Source organism: Flagellimonas sp. 2504JD4-2, from assembly GCF_053642935.1.
The window spans coordinates 346,574-371,146 of sequence record NZ_JBSIOV010000004.1 but is presented as its reverse complement, the minus strand read 5'-3'; the positions used below and the strand labels follow the sequence as shown (position 1 = coordinate 371,146).

The following is a 24,573-nucleotide window of genomic DNA, read 5'->3' as shown; positions in this document are numbered from 1 at the left end:
ATTCTATCATGAGAGATTTAGTTTTACTGTTAAGTGCTTTTTCTTTGGTATTGGGTTCCTGTAAATCCATTCAACAAAAAAACATCCAATTTACCACCCTTGTAAAAACCTCAAAGAGTTGGAATGGGAAGTCCTTGCCAATGTACCCATCCGATGAACCTGAGATTACGATAATCAAAGTAACCATCCCTGGAAAAACAAAACTATCGTGGCACAAGCATCCCAATATCAATGCCGGAGTTCTTCTAAAGGGCGAACTTACCGTGATAAGCGAACATAATGACACTCTTAGGCTAAAAATGGGAGATCCCATCGTGGAACTTGTCGATACCTGGCATTATGGGGTCAATGAAAAGAATAGACCAGTAGAAATCGTTGTATTCTATGCTGGGACAGAAGACACTCCGCTTTCCATTAAAAAGGATTAGAAGTTACGGTGAAACTTAGGTTTTTTGCTTTTTCTTCCGAGCTGCAGGGAATAGCACATTATTTAGAATAAGACGGTACCCAGGGGAGGTAGGGTGCAATTCCAATTCTGTTTTGGGGTCCCCTACCCGATGCTGATAATCTTCTGGGTCATGGCCTCCGTAAAAAGTGAAGAAGCCCTTCCCTTTTATTCCATGGATGTATCGTGCTTCTCCATTAAGCTTGTTTTCGCCTAACACCATGACTGTCGGCTTAACCTCTTTACGGGTGAATGCCGTTGTCTGTCCCATAAAACCTTTTACCAGTGCAGTATGGTTCTGTGTAAGCATGGTTGGCACAGGGTCCCATTTGGCTGAGAATTCCATCAGGGAAAAATAATCAGACTCTTTGGGCACGTTTCTCCGTTTGTTGGTCATGTCGATGGATGAAAATTCATATCGCAAGGGATTCCGTTCCAAAATAAAATTGGTAAATGCAAACGTTCTGGAATAATCCAACCTGCCTTGATAATTGGCATCAGAAGGGTCACCGTCAAACATGGGTTCACAGATATCGACACCTTCCGCAGCCAAAGCAATATCAAAACTATCGGTGGCAGAGCACATGGCGAACATGAATCCACCTCCAATCACATAATTTCTGATTTTTAAGGCCACCGCTCGCTTTTGTTCCGATACCTTACTGTAGCCCAGCTTTTGTGCTAGTGCTTCCGCTTCTGCCTTTGCTTCTATGTACCAGGGAGCAGCCCGATAAGCGCCATAAAATTTTCCATATTGACCTGTAAAATCCTCATGATGCAGGTGCAACCAATCGTAAAGCGCCAGTTTATTGTCCAACACCTCCTCATCATAAATCGTGATATAGGGAATTTCCGCATAGGTCAACACCATTGTAACCGCATCATCCCAAGGCTGGTTTCCCTTTGGGGAGTACACCGCTATCTTTGGGGCCTTTTCCAATATTACGGCTTCCTGGTTTTGCGACGGGCTGCTGATGTCATCCAGAATGGATTCTGCTTGGGCATCCGATAAGACTTCAAAGGAAACTCCGCGAATTTGGCATTCCTTGCGAATGGAATCGCCATCAGGTAGCAAAAAAGAACCTCCTCTATAGTTCAGCAACCACTGCACCTTTTGTTGCTTGGTCAATACCCAATAGGTAATACCGTAGGCCTTTAAGTGATTTTCTTGGCCTTCGGCATCCATCGGAATAAGAATCACCGAAGCCTTGACCGAGAGCGAGAAAATAAAGAATAAAAGTATACTGAAAAACCAGCCCGAAAGTGCTCGAGTTGGTAAAAATGAGACTGATTTAGAACGGTACGTCATTATCCGGGTCATCGTCACTGTTCATTGCACTACCAAAAGCTTCATCTACGCTAGGCAGGCTTGGAGGTGCAAAGGGATTCTCTTCATCCGCATTCATCTTCGATTGGAATTCGAATGGGGAATCAAAGTCATCCAAGTTATCAAATTTACCCAGAGCACCCACGAATTTTAACCTAATATTATCTAATCCTCCATTACGGTGCTTGGCCACAATAAATTCGGCCTGACCTTGGGTAGGTGTGCGTTCCTCATCATCCCACTCATCAATTTTATAGTATTCTGGCCTATAGATAAAGGAAACGATATCCGCATCTTGCTCAATAGCACCAGATTCCCTCAAGTCGGAAAGAATGGGTCGTTTACTGCCCCCTCTGGTCTCCACCGCCCTGGAAAGCTGTGATAAGGCAATTACCGGAACATTCAATTCTTTGGCCAATGCTTTTAAGTTCCTTGAAATGGTGGAAATCTCTTGTTCACGGTTACCTCCCTTTTGACTTCCGCCGGCGGTCATCAGCTGCAAATAATCGATAATAATCAACTGTATCCCATGTTGGGATGCTAATCTTCTAGCTTTTGCACGTAAGTCAAAAATGGAAAGAGAGGGAGTATCATCTATGAACAAAGGAGCTTTTTCCAACGCCTTTACTTTTACATTCAATTGTTCCCATTCGTGTTTTTCCAAACGACCTGTACGTAATTTTTCAGAAGACAAGCCTGTTTCGGATGAAATCAATCGAGTAATCAACTGCACCGATGACATCTCCAAAGAAAAGAATGCCACAGGGATTTCGGAATTTACAGCAATATTTCTGGCCATGGAAAGTGTCAAGGCTGTTTTACCCATACCAGGTCGAGCGGCAACAATAACCAAGTCACTGGGTTGCCAACCCGAGGTCAGCTTGTCCAACTTGTCAAATCCCGAAGGAATTCCACTTGTACCTTCTTTATTGGAAATTTCCTCAATTTTCTTTTTGGCCTGAATTACCAAATCCAACGCAGTTTCAGCAGATCGTTTTAGATTGCCTTGCGTAACTTCATATAACTTGGCTTCGGCACTATCCAACAAATCAAAAACATCCGTAGATTCACTGTAGGCATCTTCAATGATTTCGCTTGAAATTTTGATAAGACTCCGTTGGATATATTTCTGAAGGATGATGCGCGCGTGGAACTCAATATGGGCCGACGAAGCCACTTTTTGGGTCAATTTTATGAGGTAAAAGTCCCCTCCAACGGCTTCCAACCTTCCTTCTTTCTTCAATTGCGACGAAACGGTTAATAAATCCACCGGTTCGGAAGATTCGAACAATTTGAAGATGGCTTCATAGATAAACCTATGGGCGTCTTTATAAAAGACATCTGGATGTAAGATATCTATTACTTCATCCACACCTTTTTTATCAATCATCATCGCTCCCAGCACAACTTCCTCTAAATCAACAGCTTGTGGTGGAATTTTACCTCTCTCCAAATTTATGAGAGCGGATTTGTCCACTTTGTGACCGATAATTGGGCTAGGCTTGTCCATAAGTGCGAATGTAGGTAATTAACCTTTAGTTAACTTTAAATTTCCATCCTCGGATGTTCACAGGTCATTAACAAAGTTAATGTTGAAAACTTAGAAAGATTGTTAATAACGTGAAAATGTTTGAAGAAAAAATCTAATAAAAAAGAATGACCGCTGAGAAACCCTAATTACCCGTTGAAGACACCCATTGAAGCATACTTTTCCATTCTTGTTTTCACCAATTCTTTTGGTGATAACTTTTTGAGCTCCTCATAATGGGCCGAAATTTTATTCCTAACGGTATCAAAAGTTTTTTCCCTGTTGGTGTGTGCCCCTCCCAAAGGTTCACGAACAATCTCGTCTACCAACTTCTGCTTTTTCATGTCGGTTGCCGTAAGTTTAAGGGCATCCGCAGCTTGTTCTTTGAACTCCCAACTACGCCAAAGGATGGAAGAACATGATTCTGGGGAAATCACAGAATACCATGTATTCTCCAACATCAACACTTTATCTCCTACGCCAATACCCAAGGCACCTCCTGAGGCTCCTTCACCAATGATCACAACAATAATCGGCACCTTAAGTCGCGTCATTTCCAAAATGTTACGGGCGATGGCCTCACCTTGACCCCGTTCTTCAGCCTCAATTCCGGGATACGCTCCCGGAGTATCGATAAAGCAAACTACTGGTATTCCAAATTTTTCGGCAGATTTCATCAAACGAAGGGCCTTTCGATACCCTTCTGGATTCGCCATACCGAAATTTCGATATTGTCTGGTCTTTGTATTGTATCCCTTTTGTTGCCCGACGAACATATAGCTCTGGTCGCCTATTTTCCCAAGACCACCGATCATCGCTTTGTCATCCTTAACATTTCTATCCCCATGGAGTTCCAAAAAACTATCTCCGCATATTGCGGTGATATAATCCATGGTATAGGGTCTGTTGGGGTGCCTAGACAGTTGTACCCGTTGCCAAGCACTAAGGTTTTTATAGATATCCTTTCGGGTCTCTTCAAGTTTCTTTTCAATTTGTTGGCAGGTCTCACTGACGTCAACGTCACTTTCCTCACCTATGACCATACATTTTTGCAATTGGTCTTCTAGCTCTTTTATGGGAAGTTCAAAATCGAGATACTCCATGTAATGTTGATTTCAGAATATAGTGGGGACAAATATAAAACTTTACCGCACACTCCTAATAATTGATGAATTAAAAATGCATTTGGGATTAACGTTTGGCTTTCATCAACATATAAACAGCGAATACCCCGAAGATCAAGTTCGGGATTACCACTGCTAGCAAAGGTGAAAAGCCAGATTGTTCGGCCAGCGTGCCGAAGACCTTATCAAAAAAGATGTAAACAAAGGCCACACCAATACCAAATGCGAGGTTTAGCCCCATTCCTCCGCGACGTTTTACCGAAGAAACCGCAACTGCAATTATGGTCAGAATAAATGCAGCAATGGGTAAGGCCCATCTTTTGTACTTCACCAAAATATAGGCATTGATATTTGATGCTCCCTTACTCTTTTGGTCATCTATAAACTCGTTGAGTTCAAATAAGTTTTTCGTCTCCGCCACATATGAAACCGGGGTCAGGTCTTCTATCTTGAATTCAAAAATAGTATCCAACCTTCTTTTTGTCTCCATGATTTCAACATCATTGCTAAGCTTCCTCTTTACGTAATTGGTCAATCTGTAGATGCTATCTTTTTCGATCCATCGAATGCTACTTGCAGAAATTTTCCATTCCAATTTTTTATCCTCATTGAAATGTTCATAGGTGAAATTCCGACCGTTTTTCCGATTAGGATCAAAACTACTTACATATAAATAATCTTTATCATTGAGCTGATTGAATATGTTATCGGTAACCTGAACCTGTCGGCCTTTTTTAAAGTATTTGTATTCGAATTCGTTATATCCAATACTGGCATGGGGAACAATGAACATTCCCATTAAAAAGATAAGTATCGCCACCAAGGTAGCACCTATAATATAGGGCCTCAAAAATCGCCAATAAGAAACCCCTGAACTGAGAATGGCGACAATCTCCGTATTACTCGCCAGTTTAGAGGTAAAAAATATGATGGAGAGGAATAAAAATATCGGTAACAGCAAGTTTCCAATCACCAAGGTAAAATTGCCATAAAACATAATGACTTCCGCCAGTGGAGCTTCATTATCGATAATCTTACCCACCTTTTCGGCCAAATTGGCCATAATACCAATGGGAACAAAAAGCATTAGCATTCCCAAAAAGGTCACCAAATATCGTTTTAAAATATACCTGTCAAGTATGGTGAGCATTACAGTCTTTTATCCATTTGTTGAACCATTTTGGTCTTCCATTCCCTGAAATCTCCTGCTAAAATACGTTCTCTGGCAGAACGCACCAACCAAAGATAGAATCCAAGGTTGTGTATGGTGGCTATTTGCTTGCCCAAATATTCGTTTGCGGCAAAAAGATGACGCAAATAAGCTTTTGAATACTCCGTATCCACAAAAGTGATACCCATTTCATCAATCGGTGAAAAATCGGATTCCCATTTTTTGTTTTTGATGTTAATGGTTCCGTGGGCTGTAAATAACATTCCATTGCGTGCATTTCTGGTGGGCATTACACAGTCGAACATATCGACACCCAAGGCAATGTTCTCCAATATATTTATAGGAGTTCCCACTCCCATCAAATACCTAGGTTTATCCTCTGGAAGAATATCGCATACCAATTGGGCCATTTCGTACATTTCTTCCGCCGGTTCACCCACTGAGAGTCCACCAATAGCATTGCCCTCTGCTTCCACTGAAGCTATATACTCCGCCGACTGTTTTCTTAAATCCTTGAACGTAGATCCTTGGACAATGGGGAAAAAGCTTTGCGAATATCCATATTTAAAGGGAAGTTTTTCCAAATGCGAGATACATCTATCCAACCACCTATGGGTCATATGCATGGAACGCTTAGCGTAATTGTAATCGCATGGATATGGAGTGCATTCATCAAAAGCCATAATAATATCGGCCCCAATGGTTCGCTGAATCTCCATAACATTTTCAGGAGTAAAAAAGTGACGCGAACCGTCTATGTGCGACTTGAAATTTACACCCTCCTCCTTTATTTTTCTGTTTCCGGAAAGTGAATATACCTGATAACCACCGCTATCAGTCAAAATATTCCTGTCCCAACCCATAAACTTGTGCAATCCACCTGCTTGCTCCAAAATCTCCACACCGGGCCTCAGGTATAAATGATAGGTATTCCCCAATATGATATCTGGGTTTATCTCATCCTTCAATTCCCGCTGATGTACACCCTTTACCGATGCGACCGTGCCCACCGGCATAAAAATAGGTGTCTGTATGGTACCGTGGTCTGTAGTCAGTTCCCCGGCACGGGCTTTACTCTCTTTATCTTTTTGAAGTAAGGTAAATTTCAATACAAGTATTTAAGACCGCAAATATAGCCATCTCAATTCCACAAAGCCTTAACAAAAAAATAAAGTTTAACTGTTAAAAAGCATTTCGTAACATTTCGTAAAATAATGTGTTAGTGCTTGTGTAGCAGAACGATTGCCGTTACTTTTGCCTCCATAAAATAAATACGATGCCAGACATTAAAGAATTACAGGATTTAGTAATCCAGGTTAGACGGGACATTTTACGAATGGTCCACAAGGTAAATTCAGGCCACCCGGGTGGGTCATTGGGTTGTACCGAATTCTTCGTTGCACTATACAATGAAGTTATGGAACTTAAAGAAGGGTTTGATATGGATGGAATTGGAGAAGATGTTTTTTTCCTATCCAACGGACATATCTCGCCTGTTTTTTACAGTGTTCTGGCCAGAAGAGGATATTTTTCCATTGATGAACTCAATACATTTAGATTGATCGATTCCCGATTGCAAGGGCACCCTACCACGCATGAAGGTTTGCCTGGGGTTCGAATCGCCTCTGGTTCCCTTGGACAGGGCATGTCAGTTGCCATTGGCGCTGCATTGACCAAAAAATTGAATGGAGATGACCATTTGGTTTTCAGTCTGCACGGTGATGGAGAGTTACAGGAAGGGCAAAACTGGGAAGCTATCATGTACGCAGCAGGAAAAAAGGTTGATAACCTAATCGCTACTGTGGATAGAAATGGACAGCAAATTGATGGTGCAACAGAAGATGTGATGCCTTTGGGAGATGTTGCTGAAAAATTCAAAGTGTTTGGTTGGGATGTGATGGAGATTGAAAATGGAAATGACCTTGATCAAGTTATTGCCGGATTGAAGGAAGCCAAGAGCAGGACTGGAAAGGGCAAACCCGTTTGTATTGTCATGACCACCGAAATGGGCAATGGTGTTGATTTTATGATGCATACCCACGCTTGGCACGGTAAAGCCCCCAATGATGAACAATTGGAAACGGCATTAGCACAGAATCCGGAAACTTTAGGTGATTATTAATTCTTAAGAAACAGACATGACCAAATATACAGACCAAGGAAAACAAGACACCCGAAGTGGTTTCGGAGCAGGAATGACCGAACTGGGAAGAACCAACCCCAATGTCGTAGCGCTATGTGCCGACCTGGTGGGCTCTCTAAAACTAGAAACTTTCATTGAAGAAAATCCTGAACGATTTTTCCAAGTGGGTATTGCGGAGGCCAATATGATAGGAATTGCCGCCGGTTTGACCGTTGGAGGAAAAATTCCGTTTACCAGTACATTTGCCAACTTCTCAACCGGTAGGGTTTATGACCAGATACGTCAATCTGTGGCCTATTCGGATAAAAATGTAAAAATATGTGCCTCTCATGCCGGACTTACATTGGGTGAGGATGGTGCAACACACCAAATTTTGGAAGATATCGGTCTCATGAAAATGTTGCCGGGTATGACGGTGATCAATCCTTGTGATTTTAACCAAACCAAAGCAGCGACGATTGCCATTGCAGAGCACCATGGACCCGTTTATCTAAGGTTCGGTAGACCCAAAGTAGCCAACTTCACCCCCGTTGACCAAAAATTTGAAATCGGGAAGGCCCTAATGCTTAATGAAGGAACCGATGTGACGATTATCGCTACGGGTCATTTGGTATGGGAAGCATTGATCGCTGCAGAGAATTTGGAAAACCAAGGTATTTCTGCCGAAGTAATCAATATCCACACCATAAAACCATTGGATGACGAAGCTATTTTGGCTTCTGTCAAGAAAACTGGATGTGTTGTGACTGCAGAGGAACATAATTATTTAGGAGGACTTGGAGAGAGTGTTTCCCGAGTACTTGCAAGTCATCATCCTACGCCTCAGGAGTTTGTGGCCACACAGGACACTTTTGGTGAAAGTGGAACCCCTGATCAGTTAATGGAGAAATACGGATTAAACAATAAAGCCATCCAAGAAGCCGTTTTAAGAGTGTTGAAACGAAAATAGATTTTTCGGTATCATATTTGATATTGCTACAATCAATTAAACGAAACACTTATGAAAAAAACACTTCTAGTGGCAGCTTTTGCCCTAATGGGAACGGCTGCATTCGCCCAAAGCGGTACAGGATGGGGAGTCAAAGCAGGACTTAGTTACAACAAGAACGGAGACCTGATTCAGACCGTTAGCAATTCCGCACAAAATGTTGTGGAAGGTGCGGAAGGAAAGACTGGTTACCATTTCGGTTTTTGGGGAAAATTGGATTTTCCTAAAATGTACATTCGTCCAGAATTGGTTTATACCAAAACCAAAAGTACCTACGATGTGGACAGCAATTCCAATGATTATGATCTTTCCAAATTAGACCTACCGGTACTTATTGGGGTTAAGATTGTTGGGCCACTCCACGTTTTTGCAGGACCTGCTTTTCAGTATGTTTTGAACAACGATCTTGGAGATTTACAGGTTCAGGATGTTGAAAATGATTTTTCAGTCGGACTAAATGCCGGCGTTGGTGTCAATCTGGGAAAAATAGGACTGGATGTTAGATATGAGCGTGGATTCTCTGAGAATGAGGCTCGGTTCATTGGAAACAACATTACCAATATTGAAGGTCGGGTAGATTCCAGACCATCGCAAGTAATATTTGCATTGTCATTAAAACTCAGCGGAAGTAACCGCAGATAAAAAAAAGCCACCTTTTAGGTGGCTTTTTTAATCCTATTAATTTGTATCTGGGTCTAAATAATCTGGAGTCCCATCATTATTCGAATCTGGAAACGGTGTAATTATATTGCCGTCATCATCCGATATTTCATTTCGCGTAGATACCCCATCGCCATCGTCATCAGCATCCTGAAAATTGGCAAACCTCACCAATAGTCCAGCATCTTCTTCACTTTGCAAATCCGTATTATCATCATACAAATATCCATTCCCGTTAAGGTCCTCCTCTATTGACGGAATACCATCATTATCGTGATCGGTATCATTTAAGGTATATAAATCAATCTTAAAAATGAGCGGACTATATTGAGGTATGGATCCGCTAATTGACTCAAAAGCTCCAAGGCCAGAGGGAAAAATTATCATTCCAACTCCATAGCCATCAACCGTGACTGTACCATCTCCATTTTCAATTATGGTGCCTCCAGCATTAAAATTAGGTACTCCTTCAGCAAAGCCCCTAAAACCTTGGGTCAAATCCTGAAGCCTTGCCAAATCGAACCAAACTGCATTGTTTAAAGAAGCATCAAAGGTGGTTCCGTCCAATATAAGTCCCTCATATCTCACAAATACTGAATCCGCAACTGTAGGGCTCGCTCCGATTCCATCTCTAGCCGATAGGTAATACAACTTATGTGGAATATCATTTTCTTCTTCCGTCAACTGATGCTCAAATGACGAAACATTAATGGTTATGGATTGGAGTTCGTCCATATCTGCCAATGGAGTCTTGTCGGCATTTGCTCCTGCTATGGTATCAATCTTAATTCTAAAATCGAACCCTGCTGGAGGGTTTTCAAACTCCTCATAATTATAAAAATGGGTCTGCAAAAATTCCTGGATTTCCTCTTCATTTTCCGTTGCCACTTCAGCCAATAATCTAGGGGGCACCACAATAACGTCAGGTGTGCCATCATCATCATTATTACAAGAAGTAAAAAATACCGCAACAAATAAGAAAACAAAAATTCCGTGCTTCATCAAGTTTGTAATTTAGCTGCGCAAGATACGATTTTCCGCTATTTTTGTGTATTGCATTAACAAAGATTTGCAGAGTTTATGCGCATAGACAAATTCCTTTGGTGTATTAGATACTATAAAACACGAAACGTTGCTACAAATGCTGTTAAAAAAGGGCATGTTCGTATAAACGGTAGCGTTGTCAAACCTTCTCGGGAGGTTTACCCCATGGATAACATTGTTCTAAGGAAAAATCAAATCGATTATCAACTAACCGTTTTGGATCTTCCAGAGAGCAGGGTCGGTGCAAAATTGGTTGATATTTATCGAAAGGATACTACTCCCAAGGAATCATTTGAGCATACGGAGCTACTCAAACATGCAAAAGATCATTATAGAAAAAAAGGATTGGGGCGCCCAACAAAAAAAGATAGAAGGGATATTGATGGTTATTTGGACGAATCTGAATAATTGGTTTCTTTATCTTTGAGCAAAACATAGCATTTATGGTAAACCGCATTCTCACCCACGACCAAATACAACATACGGTAAAGCGAATTGCCTATCAAATTTACGAGGCCAACGTCAACGAAAAAGAAATCGTAGTAGCGGGAATTGATGGGGGTGGATTGAATTTTGCCAAAAAAATCACCACTGTGCTCAAAAAAATCACCGAAGCCGAAATTGTGCTCTGCAAACTTCAAATGGATAAAAAAAATCCACTGAAAAGCGGGGTAAACACATCGGTAAGTGAGGAAGCCTATAAAAACAAATCAATTGTTCTGGTCGACGATGTTCTAAACTCGGGGACTACTTTGATATACGGAGTCCATCATTTTCTTAAAACTCCCATCAAACAATTAAAGACCGCGGTACTTGTGAATAGAAATCATAAAAAATATCCTATTAAAGCGGATTACAAGGGTATTTCGTTGTCCACATCGCTTAATGAACATATTCGTGTGGAATTCGAACCAAAAAATGATGCCGTTTATTTAGAGTAATAGCTCCTTTACTTCAGAAACAACTTGCTCCAATGCTTTTTTATCACAATTGACGATGTGCTTCGCTAGCGCATAGAATTGCCTTCTTTCAAAAAGGTGCTTCCCGATAAATTCTGGTAGCTCATCATCTGTCAGATCCTTTACCAAGGGTCTTGTTTCTTTTTCCTTACTAATTCTATCGACCAAAACCGAAATGGGCAGTTGCAGGTAAATCGAATGATCGGCCTTCTCCAATATGGTGTCCATATTGTTACTATAGCAAGGTGTTCCACCCCCAGTTGAAAGTAGCACGGATTCTTTCTCGTCCAAAACCTTGTTCAACATTCGATGTTCCAGTTTTCTAAAGAAAATCTCTCCTTTATCCGAAAAAATGGCTTTAATGGACTTTTCCGCATACTCTTCTATGTACTCATCCAAATCGATAAATTCGAGCTCCAAGTGCTTTGCCAGCAACTTACCGACCGAAGATTTTCCGCTTGCCATATATCCCACTAAAACTACTTTCATTTGATGGATTTAAAGGTGTTTTTAAAAAAACACAAATTTATCATTATTTGGGTTTGTCTAATAAATTATTGGGCTTATATTTGCACCCGCTTACGCAGATTAGCAAAGCAGTTTTTGACCTGATAGCTCAGTTGGTAGAGCATCTCCCTTTTAAGGAGAGGGTCCTGGGTTCGAGCCCCAGTCAGGTCACTTTTAAGAGTCCATAATTATTCAAAAAGTCTGTAAATCGTTGATTTACAGACTTTTTTATTTTCCCTGATTTCATTTGATATCAAATAATACCGCTTCTCGCGGTGTACAAATCGGTGTACACTTTTTTGAATTCACAAAGTGTACACCCCGAAGCTGTTAAAATTTCTGATTATCAAGTTCTTACAAAGAAAATTTAACATTTTAAAAATCAGTAAAATCACAGTTATGGAAACAAATTCTTTCTCCGTTTTATGCTATGTTCGTAAGACCCGAATCAACCACCAAGGTCAAGTACCGCTATTCCTCAGAATTACAGTCAATTACAAACGATCAGAGTTCAGCATTCAACGTAAAGTGAAGCTAGAAAAATGGTGCTCAATCAAAGGTAGGGTCAAGGGTTCGAACCCCTATACAAGAGAACTCAATCACTATTTAGACGAATTGGAATCCAAGGCCTTTAAAATTCATTCAAAACTTGTTCTTAAAAAGAAACCTTTTACTGCTGAAACAATAAAGCACAAAATGCTCAATACTGAAAGTAGCAATCAAACACTTCTTGGGGTTTATGACAAGCATAATAATCAAATAGAACAATTACTGGGTTTAGAGTATTCTTATGGAGCTTATAGAAGACATATTCGAACTAGGAACCATTTAGCAGCTTTTGTCCAGAAAGAGTATAAGATGAAAGATATTTATATTAAAGAAGTGGATTTAAAGTTCATCAATCGTTTTCACCACTTTTTAAAAACCCAAAAAATTGGCAACCAAAACACCATCACCAAGTATGTTGTAAACTTTAAAAAAATAATGCGGATTGCTGTTGCCAATAATTGGGTGAACCAAGACCCCTTCTATCATTGGAAGGCCAAATGGAAAAAAGTAGAACGCGATATTTTAACGGAACTTGAACTCCGCTCACTTCTAGAACAGGAATTTGATATCCCAAGACTGGAGCAGATTCGGGACATCTTTGTTTTTTCCTGTTTTACGGGACTAGCTTTTGTAGATGTCAAAAAGCTATCCTCAAAACATATTGTTCCAGGGCTAGATGGGAAACGATGGATTAAAATAAGACGTTCGAAAACAGATTCAAGAAGCGTTGTACCCCTACTACCCACATCAGAATCAATTTTGAGCAAATACAAGGACCATCCTTTGACAAAGGGGCATGGCTTGTTACTACCCGTAATCAGTAATCAAAAGACCAATGCATTTTTGAAGGAGATAGCCACTATTTGCAAAATCCAAAAAAACCTGACCTTCCATTTGGCCAGACATACCTTTGCCACTACAGTGACTTTGGCTAATGGCGTACCCATTGAATCCGTTAGTAAAATGCTAGGGCACCAATCATTGAAAACAACCCAAATCTATGCCAAGGTGATTGATAAAAAGTTGATGGAAGATATGGAAGTTGTAAAAGTCAAATTCAAATTGGGTTCTTGATTTAGGTACAACATGAGCGAGCGAAACAAGGTTTCGCGCTGCAAGCCCCAAACCTTACCAAAACAAACCTGCTGAGCTTGGTGGAAGGCTAAATAAAAGTTCGTGAACCTTCTATAGGTTCTTAATTGTCCGTTTATAATTTTCCAACTCCCCTTCCGTGACTTCCAACTTCAGATAAGGCTTCCCAAAGGAAGGCCTTATCAAAGTTACATGGTCAATTACATATTGACTTTCCCTTTTGAACATTTCCATTTTATCCATTAGCCGCTCATAACGGATTTTGGGTACCGTGACCTCTATTTCTTCTTTTCTGTTTTCAGGTCCTATTTTGACGAGCTTCTTCTCTTTACGGATTGGTTTTTCCTGTTTTATACTTTCACCAAAAAGGGAAAGTAGCATGGCATTGGTGGGTCGGGTCTGATTGATTTCAATATCTCGGAGAATGGCAATGTTTGCCTCAGTCCGTTTGCGGTTCTTTCGTATTTCTTCCAAGATACTGTGCACAAAACGGTCATTGGGCTTGAAGCCATGCCACTCAAAAAAATCGATCATTTTCTCCAGAGCCTCGGATTGCGAACCAGAAATCTTTTTGGCGAACGGACGGAACCGTTTTACCACGGATGCCTTTAGGTTCAAGGCGAGATATTTGTACTCATATTTACCCTTTACACGCATTTTTCAACAAACTTTTTCAATGTTAATGGGGTTTCTAAGGTGTTTTTCAACAAACTTTGGATTTACCCTTATTTTAAAACTTTCACAAAACCTCCTAATATTCAACTATTTGCGGAGCAAATCACCATCGTAGCGTCGCCTTGGCGCGCTACCCTCTCGCTTCTCCGAACAATCACCAAAAATGATTTCGAAGAACCTTTCCCATAAGGTAAAGGCACTCTAAACAAAAAGATTGGGCAGGGCAGGTTTTAAGGAAATAAATAGGAAAATTTTGCAAACAATGCATCAATGGCTTAGGATTCTAGGAAATTCATCAATCACTGTTTATCGTGGATCAAATGTAATTGGATTGTCCCATAAAAGGGGAATTAACGAAACTATTAAAAGATACTACAAAAAAGACATCCAAGAGAAAATTATACGAACTTCTAAATCTATCCTTTAAAACAGCTTTTTGAAGCTTGCTCTGAAATTGATTTGGTTTTGGATACAAAAGCACAAAAGCAAATTTATTTGAATAATGAACGGTCTTGAGATTTAATTGTGGTAGCCAAAAAAGAATATTGGTTTACCTATTGTTATTGGTTGAACGATAAAAAAGGGCCTGACTTCCCAAGAACGGTTGACATTCACAAAAAAACGGGTTATGTCCCTGTAGAAATGTTCGCCGACCCTAACAAAAATGATGTTGGGAAGAGTCGCTCTTAAACTGCTGAGAAAGAAACTTGGGTTTAGAACCTTGTTCAATGTAATTCCCCTGCAAGCGGATTGATTCAGGGATCCCAAGGTTCTATAAACGTTAGAAATGAGTATTATCCCTGTTTATAAATAAAAAGACCAATAATCCTACAGACAAGGAACTTTTAAACCCAACGGATGTCTGCTGTCGTATTTTGGATCAAATGTTCGAATAGACAAATCCCAAATCGTTTGATTATGCATGATGATCACTAGTCGAGTTGTCGATTTTTTTCAAGGATAGCATACCTCATTAAAATAATCATAGCACTTATTTAGTTAATCAGTATTTTGTCTTTACCAGCAAGTAATGTCCTTTCAAGGACCGGTATTTAATCAAAGAGGTTTTGTAGGTCTAAGTGAGGTAAGCTCTGATGCGACCATTGTACCATCTAGACCGGGATGGGGATGGGAAGATGGTGGCAGTTGGATAAGACTTTCTGAGCATTCTTGGACCCCAAATCATCTAGATTTAAGTAATTTTTATAGTGATATGTTCTCTGGGATTGCGCGAGCAAACTCTTTCATATTTAACATTGAAAATTCAGACGCACAATTCAATCAAAAGGAAGAGTTGATTGCTGAAGCCAGGGTATTAAGGGCCTATTTTTATTTAATCCTATTGGATATGTACGGAAATGTTCCGATCGTAACAGAACCATTGAGAGATTCCGACCAACCGCCTTCAAATGATAATGCAAGCAATAGGTCTAAGCTGGCTCAATTTGTTGTAGATGAATTGAATGAGGCTATGCAATTATTACCAAATTTACAGAGGGGAGAGAATTTCGGTAGAGTTTCTCAGGATGCTGCCAAAATGATGTTGGCCAAATTATATCTGAACTCAAATATATATTTTGAGACAGGTGTCTTTTCCGATCAGAATTTAGATTTGGTTATTAATTTGACTTCCGATATAATCAATTCAGGGTCATATAGTCTTATTACTCCTTACATAGATACGTTTAACACTAAAAATGAACTGGATAATCCTGAATCCATTTTTGCAATTAGGTTTGACCCGGTTTCCGGAGCGGGGAATGTAGTGAATCAAATATCACTAAATGCCCATCCGGACTTTACCACCATTTCTCCATGGGGTGGATTTGTGGTCACTGCGGATATTGTAAATTCATTTGAAGTTGAAGATAATCGCTTGGAGCAGATAGTGGTAGATACAATTTTTGACGCCAATGGCCTTCCTTTTTCAGCTCTTAATTTTATAACCGGTGAAGAGGAAATTGTTATTCACGACCGCAATTTAACAGACCCATTGAGGACAGCCTATTTTGATGGTGCAAGAATCCTGAAATGGAATGAAGACCCCAATATTGTTGGATCAGATGGAGGCAATGATTTTTTGGCAATAAGACTGTCAGAAGCATACACGATGAGAGCGGAAGCCAACCTTAGACTAGGAAATTCTGAACTTGCGTTAACAGATATCAATATAGTCAGGGCCAGAGCCTTCGAACCAGACAACCCTTTATCTGCAATTGACTTGGATATCCTTTTAAAAGAGCTAGGTCGTGAATTTGTATATGAAGGCCATAGAAGAACCGATTTGATCCGTTTCGGAAAATGGACCGATGCTTGGCAGTTCAAAGACACCACCGATAACATTAGAGGTCTATTTCCAATTCCTCAAACAGAACTTGATGCCAATCCAAATTTAACCCAAAATCCAGGCTATTGAATTGGTCAAAAAAATAAGAGGCAAATAACCTTTTGAGTTAGTTTAGTAGATCGTCGAAAAGGCATAATTCTTATTTTTTAAAGGATTGTGCTTTTTTAGTTCAACCACTAATCAAACTCATTCACTTAATCAAAAAAATAACTGAAGACCATAATAAATTGAAGACTTTCGGGTGGTTTTGCTATATTTCCCTAAATATTGCTGGCCTATAATTATCTAGCCTAAATTATTACATAAATACCATGAAATTAAAATCACTTTTACTCTTTTTAATTTGTACCACCACGATTGTTAAAGCATCCCAGGTGGATACATTAATTGTTGAAAGCAGGTCCATGAACAAACCTATTGCAAATATTGTAATTCTACCTGATAGCTACTCCTCACAAAAAGAAAAATATCCAGTGCTATATTTGCTTCATGGGGCTGGCGGAAATTATACAGATTGGATATCAAAGGTTCCAAGTATAAAAGATTATGCCGATGAATATAACATGATTATTGTCTGTCCTGATGGTGGTCTTACCAGTTGGTATTTTGATAGCCCCATTGACAAAAGTATGAATTATGAAACTTACCTTTCTAAAGAACTTATTGAAGTGATGGACAAAAAATATAAGACATTAGCACAAGACTCGGCGAGAGCCATTACAGGCTTAAGCATGGGAGGACACGGTTCATTTTATCTTGCCTTTAAGCATCAAGACATTTGGGGGGCCGCTGGAAGTATGAGTGGAGGTTTGGACATACGTCCTTTTCCAGATAACTGGGATTTGAATAAGCGATTGGGAAACCTTTCCGATCATCCAGAAAACTGGGAAAAAAATACGGTATTCAACATGGTTTATATGCTGAGAAGGGATAGGTTAAAACTTATATTTGATTGTGGGACCAGTGATTTCTTTTATGATGCCAATAAGAGACTGCACCAAAAGTTGATTGAAAGAAATATCCCTCATGAATATATTGAACGACCAGGGAATCACAATTGGGCCTATTGGTCAAATTCGATAAAATATCAACTTTTGTTTTTTAATGATTACTTTAATAAATAAATGTACTTGTTTCAAAAAATCAAAACGGTTCCGAGGGTACCTTAAAAGCAACCTTAAACCGAATTCTTTTATTACAAGTTACACAAAGCAGACAAGATATATCCATTTCATGCTCTGCTTAACAATCCATAGTTAAGGAAACAAAAACAAAGTAACAGATTACTCCTTCCTAATATTCAAACAGTACTTTCAATGGAAATATAAGCAAAAGATACATTTAGATCTAATCGCAAAATCCTCCAATAAAACATTTTCGAACATAATTCTTCACATAGCCGGCCAATTTGCTCACACAACCACTTTTTATTCGGAAAGTTCCTTAACAGTATCAGCAAAAATCCCTTGAATGTCATCAGCTTCCCTCTCAGTCTGTCCTCCATTGTTTAAGAAAGCCTTTATGATTGCTTGAGTTTTGTCAAGTCTGGCCCTTTGGAAAAAATACCGCAACTCAACCCCAGCCCCAGCATCTTCATCTTTGATCGAGGTATTGATGATATTTTTATACATTACAATGTTGTCCAAATCGAAAGTTCTTATAATTGAAGTTATTCCATTTAAATAGGCATCAATATCGGTTTTTGGGATATATTTCGTGATAATGTTCAGCTGTTCAGCTTCTTCGGCTGTAAAGTCAACACCTGTCAAAAGGGCTTCTAAGGCCTTTCCTTTCCCCATTCTTCTTGCGAACTGAACAGCTCCTTGACCACCCGTGGGAATATTAACTCCTATTTCTGGTTGCGCAAAATTCGAATTTTCCGTACCATAAGACAAATCACAGGCCATAACAAATTCATTTCCTCCACCTCTAGCAACTCCATCCACGTATGCAATTGATAATTGTTTCATTTCCTTGATATTTTTAATCAAGTGACTAAACTCAAGGATTACAGACCTTCCTTCTGGTGTTCCATTTATTATATTCAAATCCAAGTGCGCTATAAAAAACTTTGCATGAAACGATTTAAAAATCACAATCTTTGTTTCAACATCATTCTTTAAAGAACATAGAAATGAATTTAATTCATCAATCAAGTCTGCAGTTAAAATATTAACTGGTGGATTATCAATTACAACCGTTGCTACTCCTTCCTTCTTTGTTATGACCAGTGTTTTCATCTAAAATATTTGACCTTAAATTATTTACAAAGGTACTTCGAAGAAAGTCTAGTTTATGGGTCATTATTACTAATAAAAAGGTAAATCTCTAAACCAATTTATTGAATATGTAAGTTTTTAAATTGGTTAGGTGTGAATTTGGTGTGCTTTTTAAAATATTTTACAAAATTAGTCGATTCTTCAAAACCCATTGAATGGGCAAGTTCGCTACTCTTTATATCTGAGTTAATCAATTTTCTCTTTGCTTCGAGAATAACAAACGAATCTATAAACCTTTTTGTTGATTGCCCCACAACTTCTTTGCACAAATGATTTAGGTACTGATATGTGACATGTAGTTTTTTTGCATAATAGCTGGCATTTCTATTAAATTGATATTCTTTTTCCAATATGGTTTCAAATTTTAAGAACAGTGCCAGTTTGTTGGATTCATTTGGATGAAGAATGTTATGTTTTTTTAATTGCTCAATTTTAGCAAAAATTATGGCATACAATGAATCTATAATATACTCTTGGCTGCTCTCCCCCTTACGACAGATATATTCTTGATATAAGAAATCAATATAGCTTATTGTACCAGTATTGTTAGGAATCTCGAATATTGAAGGATATAAGTGCGGGGTAAATAAGCAGATAAATGCTTCTTTCGGTATTTTATCCAACTGTTTATTTAAATAATCTTTTGTGAATAGAATAACGTAACCCTCTAGCTTCGCATTAAGCTTAAAAGCACTTATCTGACCTTCAGCCAAGTAAACAAACATTCCTTTTCGCACCTTTCTCCATGAAAAATCTATAAAATGCTCACTTTCACCTCTAGTTAAAAAAATGAAAAGATAAAAATCTAATAAATGTGGTTTTCCCAAAGCTTCTCTTCTTTCGAAGAGATTCTCTATTTTGATGATTCCAATCCCTTTCGATTTAAATGAATTTGAATCATAGACCGTATCTAGATACATTTCTACCATATACAAGCTATATTATCATTGTTTGCGAACAAATGAGAAATATCATAACAAAACTTAGACCCACATCAAGTTACAGAAAATTTGGCAAAACAAGATATTCAATTTTGCACATGTTTTATGTATTTCAGACTTCTAATACGGGACTAATCAACAAAGTGCTGTTAGCCGAGCCTTCGTTAGGTTGTATGTGTCAAATATATCCCCAAAAAGAAGGCTAGAAGAAATCTCCAAAAGTAAAGTTACCTATTTAAAGGTCATGGGGTGGGGTTGGTACTACCAGCCCAACATTTTGGACGATTATAGCCGCGTTATGTCGCCCATTGGCAACCAAATCATTTCATTGGAATGAACATCCACAATTAGTTCTTTTTTACACGATGTGTTATTCTGCGATTGGTGAGAACAGTGGTCACTCTTATAATCAGAGTTGAGGTGTTAGAAATAGTCGTGTCATCACAAACATAGTTCAAATTGGTTATTACAACTCTATAAAGACCGGAATTCTCAGCTGGCGAGGGATTAACTATAGTAAGGACGTTGGTGGAAGTCCCACTATAGATTCCCGAATCTAATAGATTGTCCCAACCACTCCCATTATACCGCTGCCATTGGTATGCACCCCCATCAGAACCAACACTCATTGTTGCAGTACATCCTGGACATGTGGTCACATTCGTGGGTTGAGATGTAATGTTGGGTGTAGCTCCCGCTTCTTGAAAATCCAAAATACCATTTGCATCTCTATCATGGGGTATGGTATAACCATCTGAATTTCCCGTAACAGTTCCATTGGACATATCATAACCAGTTCCCTGTAATTCCCCCGGTCTGATTCCACTCTCGGAGAACCCTGCCTCAATCACATCGTTGCAACCATCTCCATCGCTATCTATATCCTCTGGATCTTTGTCCCCATCGTTATCAGTGTCTGCGGCCTCATATTGTGAACTAACAATCCCACTATCAGGAAATGTTTCAATAAGGTCATACACGCCATTATTTCCAACGCTGCCATTACTTGGGTCAATCACCCCATCTAAATTCGAATCCAGTAATATATTACCCGACTCGACAAGGTCATAAATACCATCATTATCAGCATCAATATCTAGGTCATCGGTTGTACCATCATTGTCAGAATCCTGACATGGCGGGGTGGATACTACAGTAATCTGCACATCATCTATAAAATTCCCTACAGAGAGATTTCCACTTGAGGTTGATACAGCCTCAAAAATAAATATGGTATTGGCTTGGTTTGCCGGAACGATATATGTCCCGCTATAAAAGCCCCAAGAACTACGACCATCGCTCATAGTTGTTTGCACTGGTGCTGTTATCAAATTAGCACCAATGCGCACTTGGGCGACATCCACTCCCCTTCTTCCCCTATGTCTCACCGACCATTGTATTGTAGACCCTGGTGTTAAACACAGATTTTGATACAAGGCCGAACTCTGAGTTGCATTGAGCTCCACAAACTGATTACCTTCGAAAGCTGACACTCCTTGAAATCCACTTGACCAAAACTCTATTAGACCATCAGAGGCCGTCGTCAGCCACCCCTGGACGTCACTCTGGTTTACGAGACTAAACCCACCAGAGACAACTATCGGTGACTCATATCCTCCATTAACTATAGGTTGAAGGCATACTATACCAGAGCATTCCTCCTCGTCCGTAACACCATCATTGTCATCATCGTCATCACATACATCCCCTATTCCATCACCATCACTATCCAATTGGGTCACATTAGCGAAAGAAGGACAATTGTCCGAGCTGTCCGGAATTCCATCACCATCACTATCAAACCCCGACGATGTAGCAGTAAACAGAATATTATCAATGAATATTGTTTCCGTATTAACATCCCAATCACCATCTGTGGCAATAAACCTAATTGCAGAATTGACCCCTATCTCATTTGAAGACAAGATATAACTTAGATTTCCAGTACCGGATAATTCCGCAACATTGGTGAAATTAGAACCATCATACATTTGTACGGTAATGGTCTCATCTCCACTGGTTCGGATATAGTCAAGTGTCAAGGTAACATTGGAGTATCCTGTGAGGTTTAAGTTTCTAGTAATATAACGTGTATCCAAATTTCTGAATCGCAATTGATTATTATTTATCCGTATTCTCCCTGCTGTCGGATTTGTAGATTCTCCTGTTTCTATCCATTCAGTGGTAAAGCTCACAGTGCCGCTATTGTTGGAATAACCAATACCGTTAAAATCATCCGCAAAAGTATCCTGCGCCTTAATCAAGTTATGGAACAGTAGAAAAATCGCAATGCAAACTAAAGATTTAAGGTGAGTTAACATAGGCTAACGAGTTTGTTTCTTTTAAATTCAATTATATCGAAATAGACGTTAGGTATTTTGTTGTATTGCAATACATAAGAGTATTGGTCTGGATAGGTTAAATTATTGTGTATCAAGATGTTTCAAATATTTATAACTGTAAACCAACCATGCGTGCAAATGGGCACAATAAGAGGTCTTTGTATCATCCGAAAGCCATTGTTGTTGGGTGTGCAATCCCTCACTTGACAGTATTGATGAATCAATCGAATCGAAGGAGGACCAATAACTGGTCCAGTATTGTGGGAAATGTAGGGTATGGTTCCTTAAGGTCATTTTATGGAAAAGCTCCCACGCGGCATCTTGATTCCAAGTGGACAGACCAATAATGAGAGGACCATTTAAAGAGTACCAAATGCCCCCGTTTTCCCGACTGCCGAAATTATATTCAGATAATTCCATCTTCTCCTCTTGCCGGGCACCTATCTTTTCATCGTCAAGAATCCTTTTCTTGATCTCGGAGTACAATGTTTTTTTTCTTTCAAGTCCATAGTCCTCCACTTGCATCAGAAAACCTTGGGGTTCCAAAAACATATTGTCCTCGCCCACGGGCTTATGGTCAAAGTACATCCTCTTTGCAAAAGTCCGATCCTTGTGGTCCTCAAGAAAATTGTTCCAGATCTTGTCCCTATAATCTGAAATGCTCTTGCATAGGTTGGAAATAAAATTCTTTTGGTTCTTAAATGGTTCTCTTTTACCTGCTTTTTGCAATTCCTCTATTAATTTCGGTAGAATGCTTGCCGCCATTGTGGTATTCATCAACGACTCGTTCGACATGAAGATACTGTTGTATTTTGCATCCAACCTATAAAATACGATGTCGTTCCAATCGGAATTTCCCAATCTTATGAGCCCGTGAGGTCCTAACCCAATATCTTCCTTTAAATACCTGTAATATTCCCATATCCTTCTTAGAACCGTATTCTTTGCCCCATTATTTTTAGGATAGTAGGCAACCTCTTCCAATAGAAAATCATAGTCCCCCGTAATCCTGAGGTATTCTGAGAGCAGCATAAAAAGAAACAACTGTTGGTCGCTGGTCTCATAGTACTTTGAGGTAACCCGCCCAGTTCCCATGTCCATAAAAGGTATATTCCCATTTTGATCGGATTTTTTAAGAATATATCGGATTATTGACTTGGCCAGTTCGGGGTTTGTATAGCACACCGCAAGGGCGTGCTGGTTCTGGTCCCTTGGGGCCGCCCTGATACCCCATGAGAACAGGTACATACAACCTTGTGGTATAAAAGTCTCATCAAAATATTCATTGTACGAGGCAAGCAATTCGAGAACATAGTTATGCCAGATCATTTCTCTTCGCAACTCCATGTCCTTTTCGTGCTCAAAGCCATCAATCTTCTTGCTCCAATATTTCGAGATCGATTCTTCCAGATTTGAATGTTGGTCTGCTGTAACCGACATCAATTTATCCGATATGTCCTCAATCCCAGAAAGATCAGCGCTAAAAGAATAACCTATAATTAGATCAAAGCTTTTTTCCTCACCAGGTTTGATCTTGGCTTTAAAAGTACCCTTAGCCAAATCCCCGGCAAGAATCAGTTCTCCATTTCCTTTAAATTCAGATTTTATAAAAAGTCTTGGAGGGTATAGTTCCATGTAAGAAGGGTCGGTAATATCAGTGAACAATTCCCTTTCCTCATCACCGTTGACTTTTGAAATCGCAACCCCAAGATTATCACGAACTTTATCAAACGATGAATGGTAGCTTAAATCATAAATTTCAGGATGGTTGGTAATTTTTTCATACAATACCCTTAGTGATTCAGAATAATCAACATTCACTTCTTTTGAAGAAGTGTTTATGATTGAAACTGACAATCTAAAACCTGAAACACCCTCATTTATTTCTTGGGACGGCAATACACTAAAGGTTCTTTCACATACAATATCGGGCAAAGCGTATTGATACTTGGCAAAACCGGCCCCAAATGTTCGACGGGTACTTTCCGAGTCGGCAGCTAATGAATTTAACCCAGTAAGCCGATGTTTTATACCATCGACCATAATCGATGCCGACGCGTTTGTTTTTCGGTTCAGACGAGAGATGACACGCTCAGTACTGAAAATTTCATATTCCCCAGAAACATGTGCAAAGAGTTTAAACTTATAATTACCCAAAAGAAAATAAGGGTCATTGGATGTTTTAACCTTGGCACCATTCTTTGTCTGAGCTTTGAACGGTAAATCGCCTGTATAAGAGAAATAGGGCATGTTATTCTTATCCATACCCCATGTACCAAGCAAGATTTCAGTCCCATTCTGTGTATAAGCAAGTTGAAAATTAAAAAAGACACATATCGAGATAATAAAAATGCTCTTGAACATATGTTTTAATAATTTTACGAATTCAAATGCAACTACTTTTGTCGTATTTAAGCTAATTTCCTTAATGTTATAATTGGGGATTAAACAT

Annotated in this window: 21 protein-coding genes and 1 tRNA gene; 10 read left to right on the top strand and 12 right to left on the bottom strand. The window is 39.3% G+C overall.

Annotated elements, in window-relative coordinates:
* Nucleotides 1-8: 8 nt before the first annotated feature.
* Nucleotides 9-428 carry a cupin domain-containing protein gene (locus ACULLH_RS16880; protein ID WP_454089929.1) on the top strand — a complete coding sequence of 140 codons (420 nt, stop codon included), beginning with the start codon at nt 9-11 and terminating at the stop codon, nt 426-428.
* Nucleotides 429-443: 15 nt separating this feature from the next.
* Here ACULLH_RS16880 and ACULLH_RS16875 read toward each other — a convergent pair whose 3' ends face one another.
* The 5 genes from ACULLH_RS16875 to tgt form a co-directional block, all read right to left on the bottom strand.
* Complete coding sequence (locus tag ACULLH_RS16875; protein ID WP_454089928.1) at nt 444-1,766, bottom strand: asparagine synthetase B; 1,323 nt, start codon at nt 1,764-1,766, stop codon at nt 444-446.
* The gene (dnaB, locus tag ACULLH_RS16870; RefSeq protein WP_454089927.1) at nt 1,738-3,282 is read right to left on the bottom strand and encodes a replicative DNA helicase; all 1,545 of its coding nucleotides are present in this window, start codon (nt 3,280-3,282) and stop codon (nt 1,738-1,740) included. Before dnaB ends, ACULLH_RS16875 begins: the two co-directional genes overlap by 29 nt.
* A gap of 167 nt (nt 3,283-3,449) precedes the next feature.
* Nucleotides 3,450-4,403, bottom strand: a complete 954-nt coding sequence (locus ACULLH_RS16865) for an acetyl-CoA carboxylase carboxyltransferase subunit alpha (RefSeq protein WP_454089926.1) — start codon at nt 4,401-4,403, stop codon at nt 3,450-3,452.
* 88 nt (nt 4,404-4,491) lie between these two features.
* On the bottom strand, nt 4,492-5,574 hold the full coding sequence (locus ACULLH_RS16860; RefSeq protein WP_454089925.1) for an LptF/LptG family permease: 1,083 nt from the start codon (nt 5,572-5,574) through the stop codon (nt 4,492-4,494).
* Nucleotides 5,574-6,704: a tRNA guanosine(34) transglycosylase Tgt gene (tgt, locus tag ACULLH_RS16855; protein WP_454089924.1), complete on the bottom strand. Its 1,131-nt coding sequence runs from the start codon at nt 6,702-6,704 to the stop codon at nt 5,574-5,576. Before tgt ends, ACULLH_RS16860 begins: the two co-directional genes overlap by 1 nt.
* Nucleotides 6,705-6,871: 167 nt before the next feature.
* Between tgt and ACULLH_RS16850 the strand changes: the two genes are divergently transcribed.
* Genes ACULLH_RS16850 through ACULLH_RS16840 form a run of 3 tightly spaced genes read left to right on the top strand, consistent with a single transcriptional unit; the run spans nt 6,872 to nt 9,368 of the window.
* Nucleotides 6,872-7,717, top strand: a complete 846-nt coding sequence (locus ACULLH_RS16850; RefSeq protein ID WP_454089923.1) for a transketolase — start codon at nt 6,872-6,874, stop codon at nt 7,715-7,717.
* A 16-nt stretch (nt 7,718-7,733) separates the two neighbouring features.
* A complete protein-coding gene (locus tag ACULLH_RS16845; RefSeq protein ID WP_454089922.1) occupies nt 7,734-8,687 on the top strand; it encodes a transketolase family protein in 954 nt (317 codons plus the stop codon).
* Nucleotides 8,688-8,738: 51 nt separating this feature from the next.
* Nucleotides 8,739-9,368: an outer membrane beta-barrel protein gene (locus ACULLH_RS16840; protein ID WP_454089921.1), complete on the top strand. Its 630-nt coding sequence runs from the start codon at nt 8,739-8,741 to the stop codon at nt 9,366-9,368.
* Between the two features lie 36 nt (nt 9,369-9,404).
* Here the strand turns inward: ACULLH_RS16840 and ACULLH_RS16835 are convergent, their stop codons facing one another.
* Nucleotides 9,405-10,388, bottom strand: a complete 984-nt coding sequence (locus ACULLH_RS16835; RefSeq protein ID WP_454089920.1) for an FKBP-type peptidyl-prolyl cis-trans isomerase — start codon at nt 10,386-10,388, stop codon at nt 9,405-9,407.
* A 78-nt stretch (nt 10,389-10,466) separates the two neighbouring features.
* Here ACULLH_RS16835 and ACULLH_RS16830 point away from each other — a divergent pair, with 78 nt between their 5' ends.
* Nucleotides 10,467-10,838 (top strand): RNA-binding S4 domain-containing protein, encoded by a 372-nt coding sequence (locus ACULLH_RS16830; RefSeq protein WP_454089919.1) that lies wholly within the window; start codon nt 10,467-10,469, stop codon nt 10,836-10,838.
* Nucleotides 10,839-10,873: 35 nt separating this feature from the next.
* Nucleotides 10,874-11,371, top strand: a complete 498-nt coding sequence (locus ACULLH_RS16825; RefSeq protein ID WP_454089918.1) for a phosphoribosyltransferase family protein — start codon at nt 10,874-10,876, stop codon at nt 11,369-11,371.
* Here the strand turns inward: ACULLH_RS16825 and ACULLH_RS16820 are convergent.
* Complete coding sequence (locus ACULLH_RS16820; protein ID WP_454089917.1) at nt 11,363-11,878, bottom strand: shikimate kinase; 516 nt, start codon at nt 11,876-11,878, stop codon at nt 11,363-11,365. The genes ACULLH_RS16825 and ACULLH_RS16820 overlap by 9 nt on opposite strands.
* Before the next feature lie 116 nt (nt 11,879-11,994).
* Here ACULLH_RS16820 and ACULLH_RS16815 point away from each other — a divergent pair.
* Nucleotides 11,995-12,067, top strand: a tRNA-Lys gene (locus ACULLH_RS16815).
* 228 nt (nt 12,068-12,295) lie between these two features.
* Entirely contained in the window at nt 12,296-13,519 is a 1,224-nt protein-coding gene (locus ACULLH_RS16810) for a site-specific integrase (protein ID WP_454089916.1), read from the top strand.
* Between the two features lie 111 nt (nt 13,520-13,630).
* Here ACULLH_RS16810 and ACULLH_RS16805 read toward each other — a convergent pair whose 3' ends face one another.
* Nucleotides 13,631-14,194 (bottom strand): BfmA/BtgA family mobilization protein, encoded by a 564-nt coding sequence (locus ACULLH_RS16805; protein WP_454089915.1) that lies wholly within the window; start codon nt 14,192-14,194, stop codon nt 13,631-13,633.
* A gap of 1,048 nt (nt 14,195-15,242) precedes the next feature.
* Here ACULLH_RS16805 and ACULLH_RS16800 point away from each other — a divergent pair.
* Entirely contained in the window at nt 15,243-16,628 is a 1,386-nt protein-coding gene (locus ACULLH_RS16800) for a RagB/SusD family nutrient uptake outer membrane protein (RefSeq protein ID WP_454089914.1), read from the top strand.
* A 242-nt stretch (nt 16,629-16,870) separates the two neighbouring features.
* Nucleotides 16,871-17,683, top strand: coding sequence for an alpha/beta hydrolase (locus ACULLH_RS16795; protein ID WP_454089913.1), 813 nt, complete (start codon nt 16,871-16,873; stop codon nt 17,681-17,683).
* A gap of 303 nt (nt 17,684-17,986) precedes the next feature.
* Here the strand turns inward: ACULLH_RS16795 and ACULLH_RS16790 are convergent, their stop codons facing one another.
* From ACULLH_RS16790 to ACULLH_RS16775, 4 genes are all read right to left on the bottom strand, one after another.
* The gene (locus tag ACULLH_RS16790) at nt 17,987-18,799 is read right to left on the bottom strand and encodes an enoyl-CoA hydratase/isomerase family protein (protein WP_454089912.1); all 813 of its coding nucleotides are present in this window, start codon (nt 18,797-18,799) and stop codon (nt 17,987-17,989) included.
* A gap of 98 nt (nt 18,800-18,897) precedes the next feature.
* Nucleotides 18,898-19,767: a helix-turn-helix domain-containing protein gene (locus tag ACULLH_RS16785; RefSeq protein ID WP_454089911.1), complete on the bottom strand. Its 870-nt coding sequence runs from the start codon at nt 19,765-19,767 to the stop codon at nt 18,898-18,900.
* Between the two features lie 359 nt (nt 19,768-20,126).
* The gene (locus tag ACULLH_RS16780; RefSeq protein WP_454089910.1) at nt 20,127-22,100 is read right to left on the bottom strand and encodes a thrombospondin type 3 repeat-containing protein; all 1,974 of its coding nucleotides are present in this window, start codon (nt 22,098-22,100) and stop codon (nt 20,127-20,129) included.
* A 102-nt stretch (nt 22,101-22,202) separates the two neighbouring features.
* Nucleotides 22,203-24,485 carry a GH36-type glycosyl hydrolase domain-containing protein gene (locus ACULLH_RS16775; RefSeq protein ID WP_454089909.1) on the bottom strand — a complete coding sequence of 761 codons (2,283 nt, stop codon included), beginning with the start codon at nt 24,483-24,485 and terminating at the stop codon, nt 22,203-22,205.
* Nucleotides 24,486-24,573 lie beyond the last annotated feature (88 nt).

What these genes read in the sequence shown, in the direction of transcription:
- ACULLH_RS16780 (WP_454089910.1), bottom strand. Translation starts at nt 22,100, where the DNA reads ATGTTAACTCACCTTAAATCTTTAGTTTGCATTGCGATTTTTCTACTG.
- ACULLH_RS16850 (WP_454089923.1), top strand. Translation starts at nt 6,872, where the DNA reads ATGCCAGACATTAAAGAATTACAGGATTTAGTAATCCAGGTTAGACGG.
- ACULLH_RS16875 (WP_454089928.1), bottom strand. Translation starts at nt 1,766, where the DNA reads ATGACCCGGATAATGACGTACCGTTCTAAATCAGTCTCATTTTTACCA.
- ACULLH_RS16835 (WP_454089920.1), bottom strand. Translation starts at nt 10,388, where the DNA reads ATGAAGCACGGAATTTTTGTTTTCTTATTTGTTGCGGTATTTTTTACT.
- ACULLH_RS16800 (WP_454089914.1), top strand. Translation starts at nt 15,243, where the DNA reads ATGTCCTTTCAAGGACCGGTATTTAATCAAAGAGGTTTTGTAGGTCTA.
- ACULLH_RS16880 (WP_454089929.1), top strand. Translation starts at nt 9, where the DNA reads ATGAGAGATTTAGTTTTACTGTTAAGTGCTTTTTCTTTGGTATTGGGT.
- ACULLH_RS16805 (WP_454089915.1), bottom strand. Translation starts at nt 14,194, where the DNA reads ATGCGTGTAAAGGGTAAATATGAGTACAAATATCTCGCCTTGAACCTA.
- ACULLH_RS16865 (WP_454089926.1), bottom strand. Translation starts at nt 4,403, where the DNA reads ATGGAGTATCTCGATTTTGAACTTCCCATAAAAGAGCTAGAAGACCAA.
- ACULLH_RS16860 (WP_454089925.1), bottom strand. Translation starts at nt 5,574, where the DNA reads ATGCTCACCATACTTGACAGGTATATTTTAAAACGATATTTGGTGACC.
- ACULLH_RS16845 (WP_454089922.1), top strand. Translation starts at nt 7,734, where the DNA reads ATGACCAAATATACAGACCAAGGAAAACAAGACACCCGAAGTGGTTTC.
- dnaB (WP_454089927.1), bottom strand. Translation starts at nt 3,282, where the DNA reads ATGGACAAGCCTAGCCCAATTATCGGTCACAAAGTGGACAAATCCGCT.
- ACULLH_RS16795 (WP_454089913.1), top strand. Translation starts at nt 16,871, where the DNA reads ATGAAATTAAAATCACTTTTACTCTTTTTAATTTGTACCACCACGATT.
- ACULLH_RS16775 (WP_454089909.1), bottom strand. Translation starts at nt 24,485, where the DNA reads ATGTTCAAGAGCATTTTTATTATCTCGATATGTGTCTTTTTTAATTTT.
- ACULLH_RS16790 (WP_454089912.1), bottom strand. Translation starts at nt 18,799, where the DNA reads ATGAAAACACTGGTCATAACAAAGAAGGAAGGAGTAGCAACGGTTGTA.
- ACULLH_RS16840 (WP_454089921.1), top strand. Translation starts at nt 8,739, where the DNA reads ATGAAAAAAACACTTCTAGTGGCAGCTTTTGCCCTAATGGGAACGGCT.
- ACULLH_RS16810 (WP_454089916.1), top strand. Translation starts at nt 12,296, where the DNA reads ATGGAAACAAATTCTTTCTCCGTTTTATGCTATGTTCGTAAGACCCGA.
- ACULLH_RS16830 (WP_454089919.1), top strand. Translation starts at nt 10,467, where the DNA reads ATGCGCATAGACAAATTCCTTTGGTGTATTAGATACTATAAAACACGA.
- ACULLH_RS16825 (WP_454089918.1), top strand. Translation starts at nt 10,874, where the DNA reads ATGGTAAACCGCATTCTCACCCACGACCAAATACAACATACGGTAAAG.
- ACULLH_RS16820 (WP_454089917.1), bottom strand. Translation starts at nt 11,878, where the DNA reads ATGAAAGTAGTTTTAGTGGGATATATGGCAAGCGGAAAATCTTCGGTC.
- ACULLH_RS16785 (WP_454089911.1), bottom strand. Translation starts at nt 19,767, where the DNA reads ATGGTAGAAATGTATCTAGATACGGTCTATGATTCAAATTCATTTAAA.